This window comes from Bacillus cereus group sp. MYBK195-1, from assembly GCF_051916605.1.
Classification (GTDB): domain Bacteria; phylum Bacillota; class Bacilli; order Bacillales; family Bacillaceae_G; genus Bacillus_A; species Bacillus_A cereus.
Map to the genome: position 1 here is coordinate 152,589 of NZ_JBQAGZ010000005.1, position 16,507 is coordinate 169,095.

The following is a 16,507-nucleotide window of genomic DNA, read 5'->3' on the forward strand; positions in this document are numbered from 1 at the left end:
AAATTTACATTCACCCCCATGTAAAAGACCTTTTTATAAGTATGAAAAAATTTTAGGAATTAGTTTATCTTTTTTTAATGTTTTATTTAGAGGCAGTTTATAGTCGGGGATTAACATAAGAAACGTAGCAATTAAGTTTATATATGACGCACTGCTACTATAATCGCTAACCGTACTACTTGAAATCATAAAATAAGGAGACGATAAAACATGAACAAAAAAACAAAAGCACTATCATCCGTACTGCTCGGATTCACATTAGCATTAACAGGGTGTGCTGGTACTAAAGCTGAAGAAAATCATGGGAAACAAAAACAAGAACAAGTTGCTAAAGAAACAAAACAGGAAAACAAATTAACTAAAGGGCAAAAAATGGCTAATATTCTTAGCGAGACAAATTGGCAAGGTACACGAGTGTATGACAAAGATAAGAATGACTTAACAAAAGAGAATGCGAACTTCATCGGTCTTGCAAAATATGATGCGAAGTCAGGCAGATATGAATTTTTTGATGCTAAAACAGGTGCAAGTCGTGGCGATAAAGGAACTTTCTTTATCACAAATGATGGGAAAAAGAGAATATTAATTTCAGAATCAATGAAGTATCAAGCTGTCGTTGACATGACAAAACTAAATAAAAATGTATTTACTTATAAACGAATGGGGAAAGACGCTAACGGTAAAGATGTAGAAGTTTTCGTTGAACATGTTCCATATAAAGAAAAAGAACTTTCTTTCACTGATCCGGACAAGCAGCTGAACACGACTACAGGAGATATTGTTAAAAACGTTGATGGAGATAAAATTTTAGGCGGTACCCTTTGGCACGGAACAAAGGTATTAGACGAAGCTGGTAACGATGTAACACAGTTTAATTCGAATTTTATAAGTCTAGCAAAATTTGATGACAAATCTAATAAATATGAGTTTTTCAATAGCGAAACAGGTCAAAGCCGCGGTGACTATGGCTACTTCGATGTTGTACACGAAAATAAAATAAGAGCCCATGTTTCAATTGGAAATAACAAATACGGTGCTGCTCTTGAACTTACTGAACTAAATAAGAATAAATTTACGTATAAAAGAACTGGTAAAGACCAAGCTGGTAAGGATATAACTATATTCGTTGAACATGAACCTTATAAAGGTGATATGAAACCACAATTTAGCTTTTAAAAACGTTTGATTAAAGATCCTGTACTGAGTTACAGGATCTTTCTTAAGACAAAATCATTTATGATTCTCTTTAAAAAATCATCTCATATCCACCCTCAACACTTCAGCTTGATTGTTGAATATGAAAACTTTAAAAAGCCTTACTACGCATAAATTGTAGTAAGGCTCTGACTATTTAAGATAAAAATTAAAAGACTTCATTCCATCTATACAAATAAAGTTTAACAACTGATATTATCATCCCCTCCAAGGAAAAGAAACCTTATTTCAACTTTCCTATTGATAAGTTAACACGATAATTCCCGTATCTTAATAGTCGTCCTAGAAAGTTATCTAAGTCTTCATTGGAAGCAAAATGTGTTTTTAATAAATAACACCCCTCACCACTTATACGGTGTACTTCAGAAACCCCTTCTTCTCCTTGAAAGAAATTCATAAACTCTTGGTGATTGGCTGTTGTTACGAACAAAGTAACAAATGCAGTCACTACTTGCCCTAATTTAATTCGGTTTATTGCAATTGTATACTGTTCAATAATCCCTAGATCCTCTAATCTTCGAATTCGATTTCCTACAGCTTGCCCCGTCATATGTATTTTTTGACCAAGTTCTTTCCATTGTATTCTTGAGTTTTCTCCTAATAATTTCAGTATCTCAAAATCTGTTTGATCAATGATATAAACCAATCCTTTCACCGTGAAAGTAGAAAGCCCGAAAGTGTTTCGCCAACTTATTCTGCTTATCGATACAATTCACTATACTTAGTTTATCCTCTTACATCACATTATTTATCAGCTATATTTACTTATAACACAGAGGACACAACAAAAAAATACATCTAAATTTAAAGGAGGTTACAAATATGTTATTACAAGAAATTCTAGCGTTCAATGAACACTTTGTAGAAAATAAGGAATACGCTCATCGTGAAGCGACAAAAATGCCTAAAAAACGTATGGTTGTTGTTTCTTGCATGGATGCTCGTTTAATTGAGCTACTTCCAAAAGCTTTAGATATACACGATGGTGATGCAAAAGTTATCAGAAATGCAGGTGGTAAAATTGCTTCTGCTTTCGATAGTGTTATGCAAAGTGTTGTAGCGTCAGTATACGATTTAAATGCAGATGAAATCTTCCTTATTGGACACCATAGATGTGGCGCGAGCCAAACGAATCCAAAAGGAACACTTCAAAAAATATTAGATCGCGGAGTAGCTTCATCAGAAATTTTATCAGCGATTGAATATGCTGGTATTGACCTTGAAAAATGGTTATTCGGATTCGATGATGTTTGCGACTCAACGCAAGCTAATGTTGATTTAGTAAGAAATCATCCACTTATCCCAAAAGATGTTCCTGTACATGGTTTAGTTATTGACCCTCACACAGGTAAATTAGATGTAGTGGTTGATGGATATAAAGCGTTAAATAGTGAAACAAAATAATAATTATCACGTATATGAAGGGAAGTTATGAGATATGAAAAAACAAGTATTAGATATGAATAGACAAGAAGCTACGCAAAAAATTTTAGCGGCAAAAATTAAAAAAGGGTTAACTTGGGAAGAAATTGCAAAAGTAAGTGAAAACTCTGAGACTTGGGTTGTAACAGCGTTATTAGGACAAGCTACAATGACACGTCCAGAAGCAGAAAAAATTGGTAAACTATTAGAATTAGATGAAGAAGTAGTTCAAGCATTAACAGTAGTTCCACTTCGCGGCCAAGTAATGGAAATGCCTCCTACGGACCCGATTGCATATCGTTTATATGAAATGATGTTACAATATGCACCAACTATTAGAGAATTAATCTTAGAAAAAGCCGGCGAAGGTGTAATGAGTGCAATTAACTTCAACTTGGGTGTGGATACACAAGAAGATCCAAAAGGTGGCGATCCTCGTATTGTGATTACACTTAACGGTAAATTCTTACCATTCCGTGCATGGTAATTAATTAAAAATCTATCTATGCAATTAAATTGATTTTATAAATTTACAAAATCCATCCTTTTTAATCTAACTATGTAGAAAGGATGGATTTTTAATATGAGATTCTTTTTCGGCAAAGGAGAATAATATGAATAAAAAATGCTTTGATACGAGCTTTAATATTCTACAATGGTTTGTGTTTCTATTAGCAAATGCAATTGCATTACCTATAATTATTGGTGGCATATTCCATTTACCAATAGAGGATGTCTCAACATTAATGCAGCGGACTTTTTTAGTCGTGGGAGTAAGTTCGTTTCTACAAGCGTGGTTTGGGCATCGTTACCCCATTGCGGACGGGCCAGCCGGTTCATGGGTAAGTATATTTGTCATATTGGGACAAATCGCTATGCATCAGGGACAAAGTGCAAAAGACGTGTTGCAACTTTTAGAAGGCGGGTTAATTATTGCAGGTATATTACTCTTCATTCTTGGTATAACAGGACTTATTCATCGAATCTTACGTTTATTTACCCCTTTAGTTACAGGAACTTTTCTTTTAATCTTAGCACTTCAGCTTAGTGGTGTGTTACTAAAAGGAATGATAGGATTACAAGGATCTGCAACTCATCCTGACTATACAACAGCTACTATTGCTCTCTTTATTTTTGCCCTTATTACTTTCTTATCAATTAAAGGGAAAGGGTGGATGAAAAGTTACGCTGTATTACTTGGAATTTCATGCGGTTGGCTTTTGTATGCAGTATTAGGAAAATCATCTCATATCCCTTCGCACACAACGCTAGTTAAGTTACCAGAGATATTTGCTTGGGGCACACCTAGATTCGATATTGGAATGACTCTAACTGCAACTTTATTTACATTTCTTTTAGTTGCAAATACAATCGCTGCTATTTCGGCTGTAAAACAAGTGGCTCCATTATCTAAAGAAAATGAAAAGCAAACACTGAACCGTGGTGCATGGGTCGGAGGTATATCACATATTATCTCGTCGTTGTTCTCTACAATTGGAATTGTACCATTACCTGCATCAGCAGGATTTATCCAACTAACAGGACAAAGAAAAGTGAAGTCGTTCCTTATAGCAAGTCTTATATTAGCAGGAATTTCTTTTATTCCCTCAATTGTAAACTTTATATCCTTGCTACCAGGACCTATTGCTAATGCTGCACTTTTAGCAACATTTGTCCAAGTAATAGGCATTTCATTTCAATCCATTTTACGTGAAGCAGTAAATCAACGCCGATTAACTATATTAGGAATTTCATTATTAATCAGTTTAGGAATATTGTTTCTTCCAGAAAGTGCATTTAGCGGAATTCCTTCTTCCTTACAATATGTTTTAAGTAATGGCTTACTTGTGGGTACCATGCTTGTCATTCTATTAGAACAATTTTGGAAAGAGTAAAAAGCGCCCTACTTATAGGGCGCTTTTTTTATACTTAATGACTAATACTAGCTGTTGGGTATAATGTTGTTCCTCCAATTGAAACTTTTATTTCATTTGTTAATGGAACATTTTGTTCATTAATAATTGTTCTCCACCATTCCCATGCAAGACCTGTACATTCTCTTGCTACAATTTTTATATTTTTTGAGTTCGGTGGAAGAGGGATAACTGTAGAGTAATGAGCCGTTTTGTCTTTTCCGCTACCATCCCACGTTTTATGTGTTAATACTTCGTTACCCTTTTGGTCAAATGTGAATTCATCCCAAGATACATCAAATTGAGCAACGTAAGCACCGTAATGATCAAGTGTCATTTTAGCACTTGAATATTCTGTAGTTGTCGTCTCAATATAATCTGTATTGTTATGAACAGCAGCAGTTGCATTATCTTTTAAGAAAGTGCTTGTATATGAAATTGGGTATGCTGGATTTTTAAGACTTAATTCAGCATTATCTTTAATGATATTTCGGATTTCATTGAAATCTTTAGTAACAACCTTGTTATGCTCTTTCGCATCTCCGCCTAATACTACAGCAGTAAAGGTACTTTCTTCAAAAATATCTTTATACTGTCCACTTGTTTCAACGCTGTTATTCTTAAGTAAGGCTTTAAAAGCAGCTTGTACATCTTTGCTCTTAGATGTTGTTTCTAATTTTACATAAATCGTTCTACCATAAGCTACATTTGAAACCATAACAGGTGGAGCCGAATTACTTACGCCTTTTCGAGTTAACTCATCAAAAGTAACACTATTATCAAAAAGATCGGATGGATTGTTAGGTAGTTCAGCACTTACCGTATAAAATATTTGCTTATACGCCGCTACCATCACCTTTTTCTCTCCATTTGCAACCGCATTAAAATCAATGTTTAGACTGTTATCAAGATATTTAGCGTTAACATTAAGAGCACTTGCTATTTGTGATTTACTATAAACCATAGATTCCGTATACTGCATTCTTGCAGGTAACGTATGTGTTGTAGAATACTTTTCATTCCAAGTAGATACTAAATCGTCTACTGCTCCAGCTACATTACCATATGTCGGATTTTGGACAGTGATTGTATTTTCTTTTCTCATGCCCGGTAAGTCTATACTAATATTCAAAGGCTTTCTCTTAGCCACTAATAAACTTGGTTGATTGTCTGCAAAAGCTTTATTTGCAAGTTGTACAGCTCCTGGATACGTGCGATTCACTACAGAATCAATAATTGAAATATCGACTGGTGACGTTGTAAGTGATTTTTTCTCGCGTTCCACTACTACAAATTTACCATTTGAATTGATACTTTCTTTCGGAACAAAACTTTCTACTTTATCACCATTTACAGCTAAAACCTCTTGATTATTATATTTAAGATTTGCTATACCAGTATCAATGCCACTAGCATTTTTGGTTACATCAGTTGCATTACTTGCTTGTGTTTCTGCGAAGGAAATAGATGAATAATTAATAGTGCATAGACTAACTAATAAACATGCAAGGAACTTTCTTCTTTTAGTCTTTTTCTTAATATTCAGAAAAATCACCCCGTTCTTTTTTTAGTAAAATATGATAATGATTGATAAATGATAGCTAACTAATAAACTTACATAAATGCTTTTAAAAGTTCTTGAATTAACGGGATTACGCCACCTACAAATTTTAAAACTGCCATTGCGATTTCCATATTATTTCCTCCTTTTTATTGCTACGAAAATGTGATTTATCTTTATGCCCTCATTATAGTGACCCCTTACACTTTTATCAATACACTCTGATATGCAATATTACATATCAAAAAACAAGCTGAATTCTTTTAAAAAGTTATACAGGGATATTTTTTTCGTTTAGTACATACTTGAAAAGGTGAAGCATTCTTTTGCATTTTATGAGTAGTCACATAAAAAAGCTGCTGCCTATAAAATACAGACAGCAACTTCAACTAGAGTAGCTTGCATAATCTACGCAAGCTACGGTATTTTTTTACATTTTATAACTAATAAACTGCGATTGGCCCATAAGGACCATTAATAATTTCTATTTTTGTTTCAAAAATATCTGTCAAAAGTGTTGAGTCCATAACCTCTTCTACTGTTCCAAAAGCAGCAATTTGTCCATCTTTCATAGCACAAATTTTATCCGAGTATTTAGCTGCAAAATTTATGTCATGCATAACAGTCAAAATTGTTCGTCCAAATTCATTAGCTGCACGTCTTAAATGCTCCATCATTTGAACAGAACGAGCAACATCAAGGTTGTTCAAAGGTTCGTCCAAAAGTACATATTCAGTCTCTTGGCACAATACCATCGCTACATATGCCCTTTGTCTTTGACCACCAGAAAGCTCATCTAAATATCTATTCTCTAAACTAGTTAAATCTAAGAAATCGATATATTTAGAAATGATAACCTCATCTTCTTTAGTCAATCTTCCCTTTGAATAAGGAAAGCGCCCAAATCCAACTAATTGTCTAACTGTAAGCCTAGTTACAAAATGATTTTCTTGTCGCAATATAGTCAAAACTTTTGCTAAGTCTTTTGATTTGGATTCAGAAACATCCATATTTGCTACCTGAATTTGGCCTTCATCCATATCTAAAAGTCTGCCAATCATCAAAAGTGTTGTTGACTTTCCAGCACCATTTGGTCCAATTAAAGAAGTAAAGCCTGCTTTTGGTATTTCAATATCCAAAGGTCCTATTTTTACCTTATCAGTATAGAACTTTTTAACATTATCAATTTTTATCATAAAGCCCTCTTCCTTAAAACTATAGTTAAGAATATGATTCCACCAAATAATTCAATAATAACTGAAACTACACCTTGAGCATGGAATACATGATACATTAAAAAGTATGCGCTCGTCATTATTAAAAATCCTATAGCAAAAGCCATTGGGAAAATATATCTATGATCATAAGTTGACGCCGCCTGATAACTCAAAGTTGCTACTAAAAAGCCGTAGAAAGTAAGTGGCCCAATTAGAGCTGTTGAAATAGACATCAAAATAGCTACTAATACAAGCGTATAAATTACACTAGGTTGATATTTAACTCCAAAAGAAGTAGCAACATCCTTTCCTAGTGACAAAACATTCAAATTCTTAGAATGAGCAAAAATTAATACTGCTACAATTATGATCATAGGAATTACAATAGGGAAATATGCAGGATCTGCATGATTAACAGAACCAAATAATCTTGCTTGTAAAATATCAAATTCTGAAGGCGCAAGTAGTTTTCTCATGAAAGTTGACACAGAATTTAGCCCGGTACCAATAATAATTCCAACTAAAAGCATAAGTTGTAAATTCCCGTATTTGCCGGAAAGTAACCATCCATAAAGTATCAAACTCATGAAGACCATAACAACAACTTGGAATAAAAATGAGCCAATTCCATTAAAATTTATTAATGCACTAGCACCAAAGAAGAATATTGTACTCGTTTGAATTGCTGAATAAAGTGATTCAAAACCTAAAAGCGATGGAGTAATAATTTTGTTATTCGTAATAGATTGGAAAGCAACTGTCGACAAGCTATGGCAAACTGCAGCGATAATCATTGCAACAATAGCTACTATCCTTCTCTTAACAACTGGGATAAAAGAAGGTGAATCTATCGGAACTGGATTGTTATAAACTAAAAGTCCATATGAAGAAAGAATGCCTAAAGTAATCAATGTGATCAGTAAAATCCAATAACGTCTTGCTTCCTTCTTAGAACGAAAAGCACTAGCTGATCTACTTTCATTATGAAGGCTAGAATCGACTTCAACATTTTCTTTATTTCTATAATCTAATGTGATCATCGCAGCCTCCTTGGTTTTCTTTTTCTCAATAAAATAGTAATAAACACGACTGCTCCCACTGTTGCAAGTATTAAAGAAACAGGTACTTCAAAAGGCTGTATAATTGTTCGAGAAATGATGTCACAGGCAGTTATTGAACCCATTCCGATCACACAAACCCAAGGTAAATTACTCCTAAGATCATCACCTCTAAACATTGAAACGATATTTGGCACAATTAATCCCAAGAAAGGTAAGTGTCCAATAACAGCTGCAACAATTCCAACTGCAACCGAGATAAGAGCAGTCCCAAAAAGAACAATTCTATTGTAATTAACTCCAAGGCTCGTTGCGACATCTTCTCCTAGTCCAGCTAAAGTCAATCTATTCGCATACATAAAAATAAGAAAAGTAATGATAACAATCAGCCATAAATATTCATATCTTCCCACCTGAACGTTAGCAAATGAACCGACAAACCAAGTTTCAATACTTTGCGTCTTTTGAAAAAGGAGTCCTAAAAAAGTAGACACTGCAGAAATAACTGCTCCAAGCATCAATCCAATAATCGGGACAATTAAAGACGAACGAAGCTTAACTCTTCTTAAAAATAGAAAGAAAATCATAGTTCCTATAAAAGAAAAAATGATTGCACCAGTCATTCTTTGAACTAAAGTCGGGGCAGGAAATAATAAATATACAAAAAGCAGGCCTAAGCCTGACCATTCAATCGTCCCCGTTGTAGTAGGTTCAACAAAACGATTCTGTGTAATGAGTTGCATGACGAGCCCTGCCATAGCCATTGCAGCTCCAGTAAGCATTAATGCAACTGTTCTCGGAACACGAGTGATGAAAAACATCTCCATTCCGTCCTCTTGTCCACGTATATCATAAACTCCAGTAAACAGTGATATAATCCCTAAAATTATAACAACTACAATCGCTATTATAAAAGGTTTTGTCCATATTTTATTTTGATTATAAAACTGGGGTTGAGAAATATTCTCAACCCTAGAAATCATATTTTTTGACACTGTTTCGTACCCCTTTACACTACTTAGCTAAAGTTTTTGCAAGATTTCCAAATAACTCTATATAAGTTTGAATTGATTCATTTGTGTAAGTATCTTCTGGTGCATAAATAACTTGTTTTTTAGAAACAGCAGTTGTGTTTTGAAGAGCTGGTGATTTAGAAATAACATCCTTAGCTGGAGCTGACTTAGCTGCATCAGATGTTGCAGCATCACGATCTAATACGAAAAGCCAATCAGGATTTGTTTGTGCAATAGCTTCAACAGAAACGTCATCACCTTTATGACCTGCAGTAGAATTCGAAACTTCTAATGCTGGAGTCCAACCGAAAATGTCATACATAGGTCCCCAAACGCGACCAGAATGTGGAGCAGCAAAGCCAATATTTCCACCAGTAACGATAACACTCATAACTTTATCTTTTCCGTTATAAGCAGATTTTGCTTTTTCAATAGATTTATCGAAATCAGCTACTAATTGTTTAGCTTCTTTATCTTTAGCAAAGATTTTACCTAAAGTAGTTGTAGAATCTTTAAGTCCTTTTACTAAGTTTTCTCCAGGCTTATTAGCCTTCTCAGAAACATCAAAATTAAGATCAATAACAGCTGCATTTGGCACTAATTTTTTAATTTCTTCGTAATGATCAGCAAATCTTTGACCAACGATTACAAGGTCAGGGTTTGCCGCTGCAATAATTTCAAGATTTGGTTCACGGTGATTTCCAATATTTTGAACTGAATCATCCTTTTTATATGCTGAATCTGCAGGCATGATATCTTTTGGAGCAGCCGCTAGTTTAATTCCCCAATCAGATAAAGTTTCAAAAGTTCTGTTATCCAAAGCAACTACATTCTTTGGGTTTACAGGTACTTTAACAGTTCCATGAGCATCAGTGATTTCAACCGTTTTTGGCTTATCACTACCATTATCTTTATTATTAGCCTTCGAAGTTTCTTTACTTGAATCTGAGCAAGCCACTAACATTAAAGTGAAAATTGCTAGAATACTCACTAATTTTAAAAGCATAGATTTTTTCATATGTATACTCCTTATAGTGTGATTTATTTCGAAAATGATGACATCCATAGATTGAATTAGAAAGTAACTTTTATTCAATTGAATCGCTATTGATAATCATTTTCATTTGAACATCCTGTTAATTAGTATAGTCATTAATTCTGTGAAAATCTTGTGAATGGTGCGAATTCATAAAATCAGGCATAGAAAGTAATATGTGAAGTCGGGCGTATTGATTAACCATGATTTCCTCTACAAAACACGCCCATTAATAGCTAATATTTTCATAATCCATTTTTTACGTCTTTTAATACTTCTAAGAAACTTTTTTCTATTACCTTATTTTATCATTCAATCATTGAATAGCCTCTGCCGTGTATCGTTTGAATATATCTGTCTTTCTTCTCGCACTTTAACTTTTTTCTTACATACCCAATATATAAATCTACTACATTTGGATTTACTACTACGTTATATCCCCAAACTTGATTCAAAAGCATTTCACGGCTCAATATCGTGTTTTTGTTTTTGATTAAAAATACAAGTAAATCGTACTCACGCTTAGTAAGTGAGAGATTTTCGCCACCTTTTTTCACAATATTGCTTGATGCATCAACAAAGAGATCTTTAAACTGAAAAAAGTTTATCTCCTTTTGCTGGTTACAATCACTTCTCCTTAAAATTGCTTGAACCCTTGCTACTAATTCTTCTTTCGCAAATGGTTTTCTTATATAATCATCTGCTCCTGCTTGTAACCCTGCAACGCAATCCTTACTAGAAATATTGTCAGTCACAATAATAATCGGTGTCGTTTTAACAAGTCGTATTTGTCTGCAAATTTCTGGTCCTGATATACTTAATGAATCCCAATCCAATATGATAATATCCCAATCTTGTTCATATATTATATTTAAACCTTCGTTTTCATTGTGAAGTTTTAAAATGAAATAGCCTTCTTGCGTTAGACCGCTTACGATTTTCTTTGCTGAAGACCGTTCATTTTTAATCACCAACACCTGCTTCACCGATGGTTCACCTCTACTTCAATATAACTTATTTATATAAAAAATTATTCCGAAAAAACAATTTATGATTTACAAATTCCCCCCCTAAATAATCCATTAAAACAGCTTATTAGGAGAACTCTATATAATCTTACAATAGGTATGGATAAAAACACAAAACATATGAAGATTCAAATACATATTATGTAATCATTAAAGGTACACTGTATCTACCTGCTTATCATCAATATCTATTCATTCAGTTTCTATTTCAAGGGTACTGTCCTCAACTTAAGCATTTTATAAAACTACAAAACACAAAGAACCATAACCTCGCCAACCTGGCAAAGTTATGGTTCATATCATACAAAATATCACTTTACCTATAAGTTGGCCGTATGTTAAGTATTCACCCATAAGCTGACCATGAATTTCACAAAAAAGCAAATAAAAATACCTATTCTCTCTAACAAAAGTTGATTGATCAGTACCTCCATACATATTTTCATAATGGAAAAGCCACTTCTGGTGAATCACGCCCTACCATACGAATACTTCTTATTTGAAATCCTGTAACTTTCTGAACTTCCTCTGGAGATGTTAAATTCGCTTTACTCTATCCTTCAGCTATTTTCGAAAAATTAATATAAAAAACTTACCGTTTTTGTATTATCGTCTACGTTGCTTGCCTAACTCCAATCCTAAAATATCCCAATCAAACTTTCCTCAAAAGTATAGGTTTTTCTAAAAAAAAGAACAAGCAGCCACAATGAATCGGCTGCTTGTTGTCTTGATAAAAATTTGATTGAACATACTATTTACTAAAATGTTGAATACCGTGTAATAATACTTCAAGTCCCCAATGGAAACGTTCCATTGACTCCATATCTCCGGAGAACATCTCCTCTCTTAGGCTGAAAAGAACTGGAAATAGAACTGGGTCAACATTTTGGAAAGTTTCTTTTATATCAGATATTTGCATATTCCCATGCTTTTTCCTAGAAGTATGCTCATATGCTACTGAAGAAACGTATAGTAATAAAAGATCTACTCCCCATGCTGCGGATTTAGAATTAATTCCACCATCCTGCAATGTAGCAAGAATGTATTCTGTCAATTTAAGAAAGTTTGTCCCCTTCGGAATAGATGAGAAAGTAAGTTCAGCGATACCAGGCTCTTCGTATAGTAATAAGAAATATGCACTTAGTGCTCCAATTAAATTTTCCTTCCATGAGTCTTGCTTTGATTCGGGTAATACCAATTGACCAAGGCCATGATCCAATACCAATGAACTTAATTCTTGAAAATTTTTAACATAAACATACAATGAAGATGGACCAGTATCCAATGCTTTTGCAACCTTACGCATGCTCATACCTGCAACACCCTGCTCTTTAAGAAGTTCATAAGCAGTTTTTACGATAAGCTCATGGCTTAAGGGTTCTTTAGCTGGTCGATCCCTACGACTAATTATTTTTCGATTCGAATTTTCCATAATTACTTTATATCATGGTCAAATATATTAGTAAATATATTATCAATTTTCAAGATTAGTGTTGTATTTGCTCATGGAATGAATTCATTAAATCTGCAAACTTAACAGCTGCACCATCAGAGAAACTTAATTCTAAATTATCATGTGATTCCTGTGCTTTTTCAGATGAATAATCATACATTTTTTCTTCGTATTCTTCAATTGCACTAGCAAAATCGTTATTTCGAATGATTGCAAGAGCCAGATTCAATGCATCAAACATTGCCAAGTTAACACCTTCACCTGCAAATGGCGACATTAAATGAGCTGCATCCCCAATCAGAGTGACACCAGGATTACGTTTCCACTTAAAATTAATTGGTAGCATATAAATTCGTCTTTGTATGATTGAATCTTCAGCATAATGAATGTATTTCTTTAATCCCTCATCCCAGTCATTAAATAACTCTAATAATTTAGCTTTCGCTTCTAAAGGCTTATCTGCAGAAATGCCATTTTTTTCTGGCCAGTCTTTTTCAACTTTTAAACTAGCATATACTTTAATTCGTCCGTCCCCATTTAGTTGGGCAAGAATTCCCTTATTATCACCTAAAGCGAACACTTTACCACATCTGTTAAATTCAAACAAATCCGGATGATTCTCGGCTGCATTTAGTACATTAAGTTCAAAGAAAGTTAGACCTGTATACTCAATATCGGTATTCGTTAGCAAAGGACGCACACATGAAAATGCCCCGTCTGCCCCAACAAGACCATGAACCGTATCCACAAATCCATTTTCAAAGTGAAGTTGTGTCATGCCGTTTTCAAGTGAAACAGCTTTTTCTAACTTATATCCATATTTAATACAACTTGTATCAAGAGCGTTTAAAAGAAGGTCACAAAGCACACCGCGATCAATCTCAGGTCGATCCCCTTTTTCATCAGGTGCAGTTATTTCGTCAATAAAACTCTTTCCATCTTTATCTAGAAGACGGAAATCTTCACCTTCATAACGGGCGATTTCTTGGAACTTCTCGTAAAGGCCAGCCTCTTTAAGTGCCATTTGTCCCGATTCTTCGTGGATATCCAAAGAGCCACCTCTTTGATTGTTCATATCAAGTAGTTCTCGTTCATAAATAATAGGTTCCATGCCATTTTGTTGTAAAAGTAGAGCAAGTGTTAATCCTCCTGGGCCTCCACCAATAATTGCAATACGTTTTTGTTCTTTAGATGAAGTTGACATTATAAACACTCCTTAAATTTATTAATTTATAATCTATTTTCAGCTTGTAGTTTCTTAAATGAACTATTATTTTCAATACGCCACTCTACGATGTACCTGAACTCAGCATGATATTTACGCTAGTATTTCCAAAAAGGAAAAGTGAAAGGAATGTAAAACTCAAAACTCTAATGTTTACCACCTTTTGATTTCTCTTCGCTTTTTGAACCTTTTAAAAATAAACTTAACAATAGAGCAGTGATTCCAAAAGCAAAGGTTATCCAAAACGTGTGAACAAAAGCACTTCCTACTTGTTCAATAGTGTGTTGACTAGAAAGATTTTTAATCTGACTTGCAAGATATCCTGTAGTGATAGTTATCCCAAAGGAAGACATAATCTGCTGCATAGAAGTAGTGATTGGCGTTACACGACTTACAAGTTCTTTTGGAGCTGATCTAAGCACATGAGTATTAATTTGCATCATCGTTAATCCTTGGCCGAGGCCTACAAAAGCAAAGCTACACATGATAAAGATACTGCTTGAGTGAATGTTTATATAAGTCAAGGTAAACAAAGCAGATGATAAAGAAAGTGTTCCAAGAATTGCAACCAAACGTACGCCGTATCGGTCAAATAGCTTACCACCTATATTAATTCCAATTGTTGATAGTATTGCCTGTGGAATTACATAAAGACCAGCCTCCATAGGCGATAAACCTTTGACTTGCTGTAAAAATATAGGAAAAAGCAAAATACTTCCGAACAGTGCTATTTGGTTCATCCAGGCGAGAATTATTCCGTAAGTAAATGTTCGAGAACTAAATACTCTTAATTCAAGAAGTGGATTCTTTTGTCTAAGCTCATTCCAAATGAATAGAATTAAGGTGATAATTCCCAATCCCAATGATGAAAGAGTCCAATTATTTAGCCAGCCGTTAGTACCTGCTTCGTGAACACCAAAGACTAAGGAAGCAAAGGCAATTGGAGCTAAAATAGAACCTAGAACATCTAATTTCATCCCATGACCAGGCTTAGATTCGGGTAAGTATTTTCTTGCCATAAAAAATGCAATTACACCAACTGGCAGATTAATGAGAAATATTCAATGCCAATTTATATATTCGATTAGCCAACCAGATAATAACGGTCCAAGAATTGGTGCTAACAGCATAGGAAGACCGAGAATTCCCATAATGGAACCACGCTTCTCAGAAGGCGCAACTTTAAATACCATCGCTATTCCTATTGGAGCTACCATGCCTCCGCCTAGGCCTTGAATAATACGAAAAAGAATTAACTGTTCTGCAGTTTGGGCAAGTGCACAAAGCATAGATGCCACAACAAAAAGAACAATACTAACGATAAACATTTTCTTTGCTGTAAATCTATCAGAAAACCATCCAGCCAACGGAATGACGGCTGAAAGAGCCAAAGTATAGGCGGTAATTACCCAGTGAATTTCGCTGAGACTGACATTAAATGCACTCATTAATTTTGGAACAGCGACATTCATTATCGTACTATCCAAAATAACTAAGAACATACCAAGTGCAACGGATAGTAATACCGGAAGAATCTTTTTCAACGAAAAATCAGTTTGTTGAATTTCTTGCTGGGTTGTCAAATCTCAAACCTCCTTTTCAATTTTATTTTTTTTGATTTATTGTTTGTTCTCACTTGCACATTAACTTTAACATAACGAACACTGTTCGTAAAGTACACTGTTCGTTAAAATGTAAATTATAGTTAGCAATACCAGAAAAACTGCTATTAAATAGCTAATTTTTTAATGATTAAACTTTTTTATAACATTTAAAATAAAAAACGCTCTCCTTTATTTCAAATAGAAGAGACTAAATTATCGCTTCATTATCTATCAAGTAAATTTCATATTGATAATTAGATATCCTCTCTGCTTGGAAGCATAAGTTGGCCGTAAACTAAAAGAAGCATAAGTTGGCCAAAACGGCCATCTTATGCTTCCTGTTATATACAAAATAAAAAACCACCAAATATGTATTGGTGGAGACGGTGGGAGTCGAACCCACGTCCAAAAATATCGGCACTTAAGCTTCTACGAGTGTAGTCGATATATTAGCATTTCGCGAACTCTTCGGCCTATCGACAGGCTTCCAAGTTGCTAGTCTGGTTGTTCTCTTCCTTTGTCCTCAGACGGCGAACTCCGGCGTAGTCCACTTAGTTTGAGTCCCTTACCCTACCACATGGACGATGGAGGGAGGAACCTTTAGTGCAATTAAGCAGCTAAAGAAAGATTGTTTTGTTTGCCAATTATAGGCTTTGACGTTTTAACGAGGCCGATCCCCTCGACTCGCAACCTAAGCTCGAACTATCCCTGTCGAATCCGTAACGTCCCCATGATAAAAATGGAGCATACGAAGAAAATATC

13 protein-coding genes, 1 other RNA gene and 1 pseudogene are annotated in these 16,507 nt (G+C 34.5%); 4 read left to right on the plus strand and 11 right to left on the minus strand.

Annotated features, from left to right (window positions below):
• Positions 1-210: 210 nt before the first annotated feature.
• Entirely contained in the window at positions 211-1,176 is a 966-nt protein-coding gene (locus tag ACTFRY_RS20795; RefSeq protein WP_098617076.1) for a DUF4822 domain-containing protein, read from the plus strand.
• Between the two features lie 262 nt (positions 1,177-1,438).
• Here ACTFRY_RS20795 and ACTFRY_RS20800 read toward each other — a convergent pair whose 3' ends face one another.
• Positions 1,439-1,870 (minus strand): Lrp/AsnC family transcriptional regulator, encoded by a 432-nt coding sequence (locus ACTFRY_RS20800; protein ID WP_098022363.1) that lies wholly within the window; start codon positions 1,868-1,870, stop codon positions 1,439-1,441.
• Positions 1,871-2,037: 167 nt separating this feature from the next.
• Between ACTFRY_RS20800 and ACTFRY_RS20805 the strand changes: the two genes are divergently transcribed.
• From ACTFRY_RS20805 to ACTFRY_RS20815, 3 genes are all read left to right on the plus strand, one after another.
• Entirely contained in the window at positions 2,038-2,619 is a 582-nt protein-coding gene (locus tag ACTFRY_RS20805) for a beta-class carbonic anhydrase (protein WP_098617075.1), read from the plus strand.
• A 55-nt stretch (positions 2,620-2,674) separates the two neighbouring features.
• A complete protein-coding gene (gene cynS / locus ACTFRY_RS20810) occupies positions 2,675-3,124 on the plus strand; it encodes a cyanase (protein WP_098390431.1) in 450 nt (149 codons plus the stop codon).
• Between the two features lie 127 nt (positions 3,125-3,251).
• A complete protein-coding gene (locus ACTFRY_RS20815; RefSeq protein WP_098617074.1) occupies positions 3,252-4,532 on the plus strand; it encodes a purine/pyrimidine permease in 1,281 nt (426 codons plus the stop codon).
• Between the two features lie 34 nt (positions 4,533-4,566).
• Here the strand turns inward: ACTFRY_RS20815 and alo are convergent, their stop codons facing one another.
• From alo to ssrA, 10 genes and pseudogenes are all read right to left on the minus strand, one after another.
• On the minus strand, positions 4,567-6,105 hold the full coding sequence (alo, locus tag ACTFRY_RS20820) for an anthrolysin O/cereolysin O family cholesterol-dependent cytolysin Alo (RefSeq protein WP_050844691.1): 1,539 nt from the start codon (positions 6,103-6,105) through the stop codon (positions 4,567-4,569).
• Between the two features lie 449 nt (positions 6,106-6,554).
• Positions 6,555-7,307, minus strand: a complete 753-nt coding sequence (locus ACTFRY_RS20825; RefSeq protein WP_000590071.1) for an iron ABC transporter ATP-binding protein — start codon at positions 7,305-7,307, stop codon at positions 6,555-6,557.
• Complete coding sequence (locus ACTFRY_RS20830; RefSeq protein WP_098617073.1) at positions 7,304-8,368, minus strand: iron chelate uptake ABC transporter family permease subunit; 1,065 nt, start codon at positions 8,366-8,368, stop codon at positions 7,304-7,306. The genes ACTFRY_RS20825 and ACTFRY_RS20830 overlap by 4 nt, the downstream gene beginning before the upstream one ends.
• Positions 8,365-9,381, minus strand: coding sequence for an ABC transporter permease (locus ACTFRY_RS20835; protein WP_098022361.1), 1,017 nt, complete (start codon positions 9,379-9,381; stop codon positions 8,365-8,367). The genes ACTFRY_RS20830 and ACTFRY_RS20835 overlap by 4 nt, the downstream gene beginning before the upstream one ends.
• A 19-nt stretch (positions 9,382-9,400) precedes the next feature.
• A complete protein-coding gene (locus ACTFRY_RS20840; RefSeq protein ID WP_098617072.1) occupies positions 9,401-10,417 on the minus strand; it encodes a siderophore ABC transporter substrate-binding protein in 1,017 nt (338 codons plus the stop codon).
• A 326-nt stretch (positions 10,418-10,743) separates the two neighbouring features.
• Complete coding sequence (locus ACTFRY_RS20845; protein ID WP_000815815.1) at positions 10,744-11,421, minus strand: response regulator transcription factor; 678 nt, start codon at positions 11,419-11,421, stop codon at positions 10,744-10,746.
• A gap of 793 nt (positions 11,422-12,214) precedes the next feature.
• On the minus strand, positions 12,215-12,895 hold the full coding sequence (locus ACTFRY_RS20850) for a TetR/AcrR family transcriptional regulator (RefSeq protein ID WP_170968618.1): 681 nt from the start codon (positions 12,893-12,895) through the stop codon (positions 12,215-12,217).
• Positions 12,896-12,950: 55 nt separating this feature from the next.
• Positions 12,951-14,120: an FAD-dependent oxidoreductase gene (locus tag ACTFRY_RS20855; protein WP_098617071.1), complete on the minus strand. Its 1,170-nt coding sequence runs from the start codon at positions 14,118-14,120 to the stop codon at positions 12,951-12,953.
• A 167-nt stretch (positions 14,121-14,287) separates the two neighbouring features.
• Positions 14,288-15,643 (minus strand): annotated as a pseudogene (locus tag ACTFRY_RS20860) (DHA2 family efflux MFS transporter permease subunit).
• Between the two features lie 477 nt (positions 15,644-16,120).
• Positions 16,121-16,475, minus strand: a transfer-messenger RNA (tmRNA) gene (ssrA, locus tag ACTFRY_RS20865).
• Positions 16,476-16,507: the final 32 nt, after the last annotated feature.

What these genes read in the sequence shown, in the direction of transcription:
- ACTFRY_RS20795 (WP_098617076.1), top strand. Translation starts at nt 211, where the DNA reads ATGAACAAAAAAACAAAAGCACTATCATCCGTACTGCTCGGATTCACA.
- ACTFRY_RS20805 (WP_098617075.1), top strand. Translation starts at nt 2,038, where the DNA reads ATGTTATTACAAGAAATTCTAGCGTTCAATGAACACTTTGTAGAAAAT.
- cynS (WP_098390431.1), top strand. Translation starts at nt 2,675, where the DNA reads ATGAATAGACAAGAAGCTACGCAAAAAATTTTAGCGGCAAAAATTAAA.
- ACTFRY_RS20815 (WP_098617074.1), top strand. Translation starts at nt 3,252, where the DNA reads ATGAATAAAAAATGCTTTGATACGAGCTTTAATATTCTACAATGGTTT.
- ACTFRY_RS20855 (WP_098617071.1), bottom strand. Translation starts at nt 14,120, where the DNA reads ATGTCAACTTCATCTAAAGAACAAAAACGTATTGCAATTATTGGTGGA.
- ACTFRY_RS20840 (WP_098617072.1), bottom strand. Translation starts at nt 10,417, where the DNA reads ATGAAAAAATCTATGCTTTTAAAATTAGTGAGTATTCTAGCAATTTTC.
- ACTFRY_RS20830 (WP_098617073.1), bottom strand. Translation starts at nt 8,368, where the DNA reads ATGATCACATTAGATTATAGAAATAAAGAAAATGTTGAAGTCGATTCT.
- ACTFRY_RS20850 (WP_170968618.1), bottom strand. Translation starts at nt 12,895, where the DNA reads ATGGAAAATTCGAATCGAAAAATAATTAGTCGTAGGGATCGACCAGCT.
- ACTFRY_RS20825 (WP_000590071.1), bottom strand. Translation starts at nt 7,307, where the DNA reads ATGATAAAAATTGATAATGTTAAAAAGTTCTATACTGATAAGGTAAAA.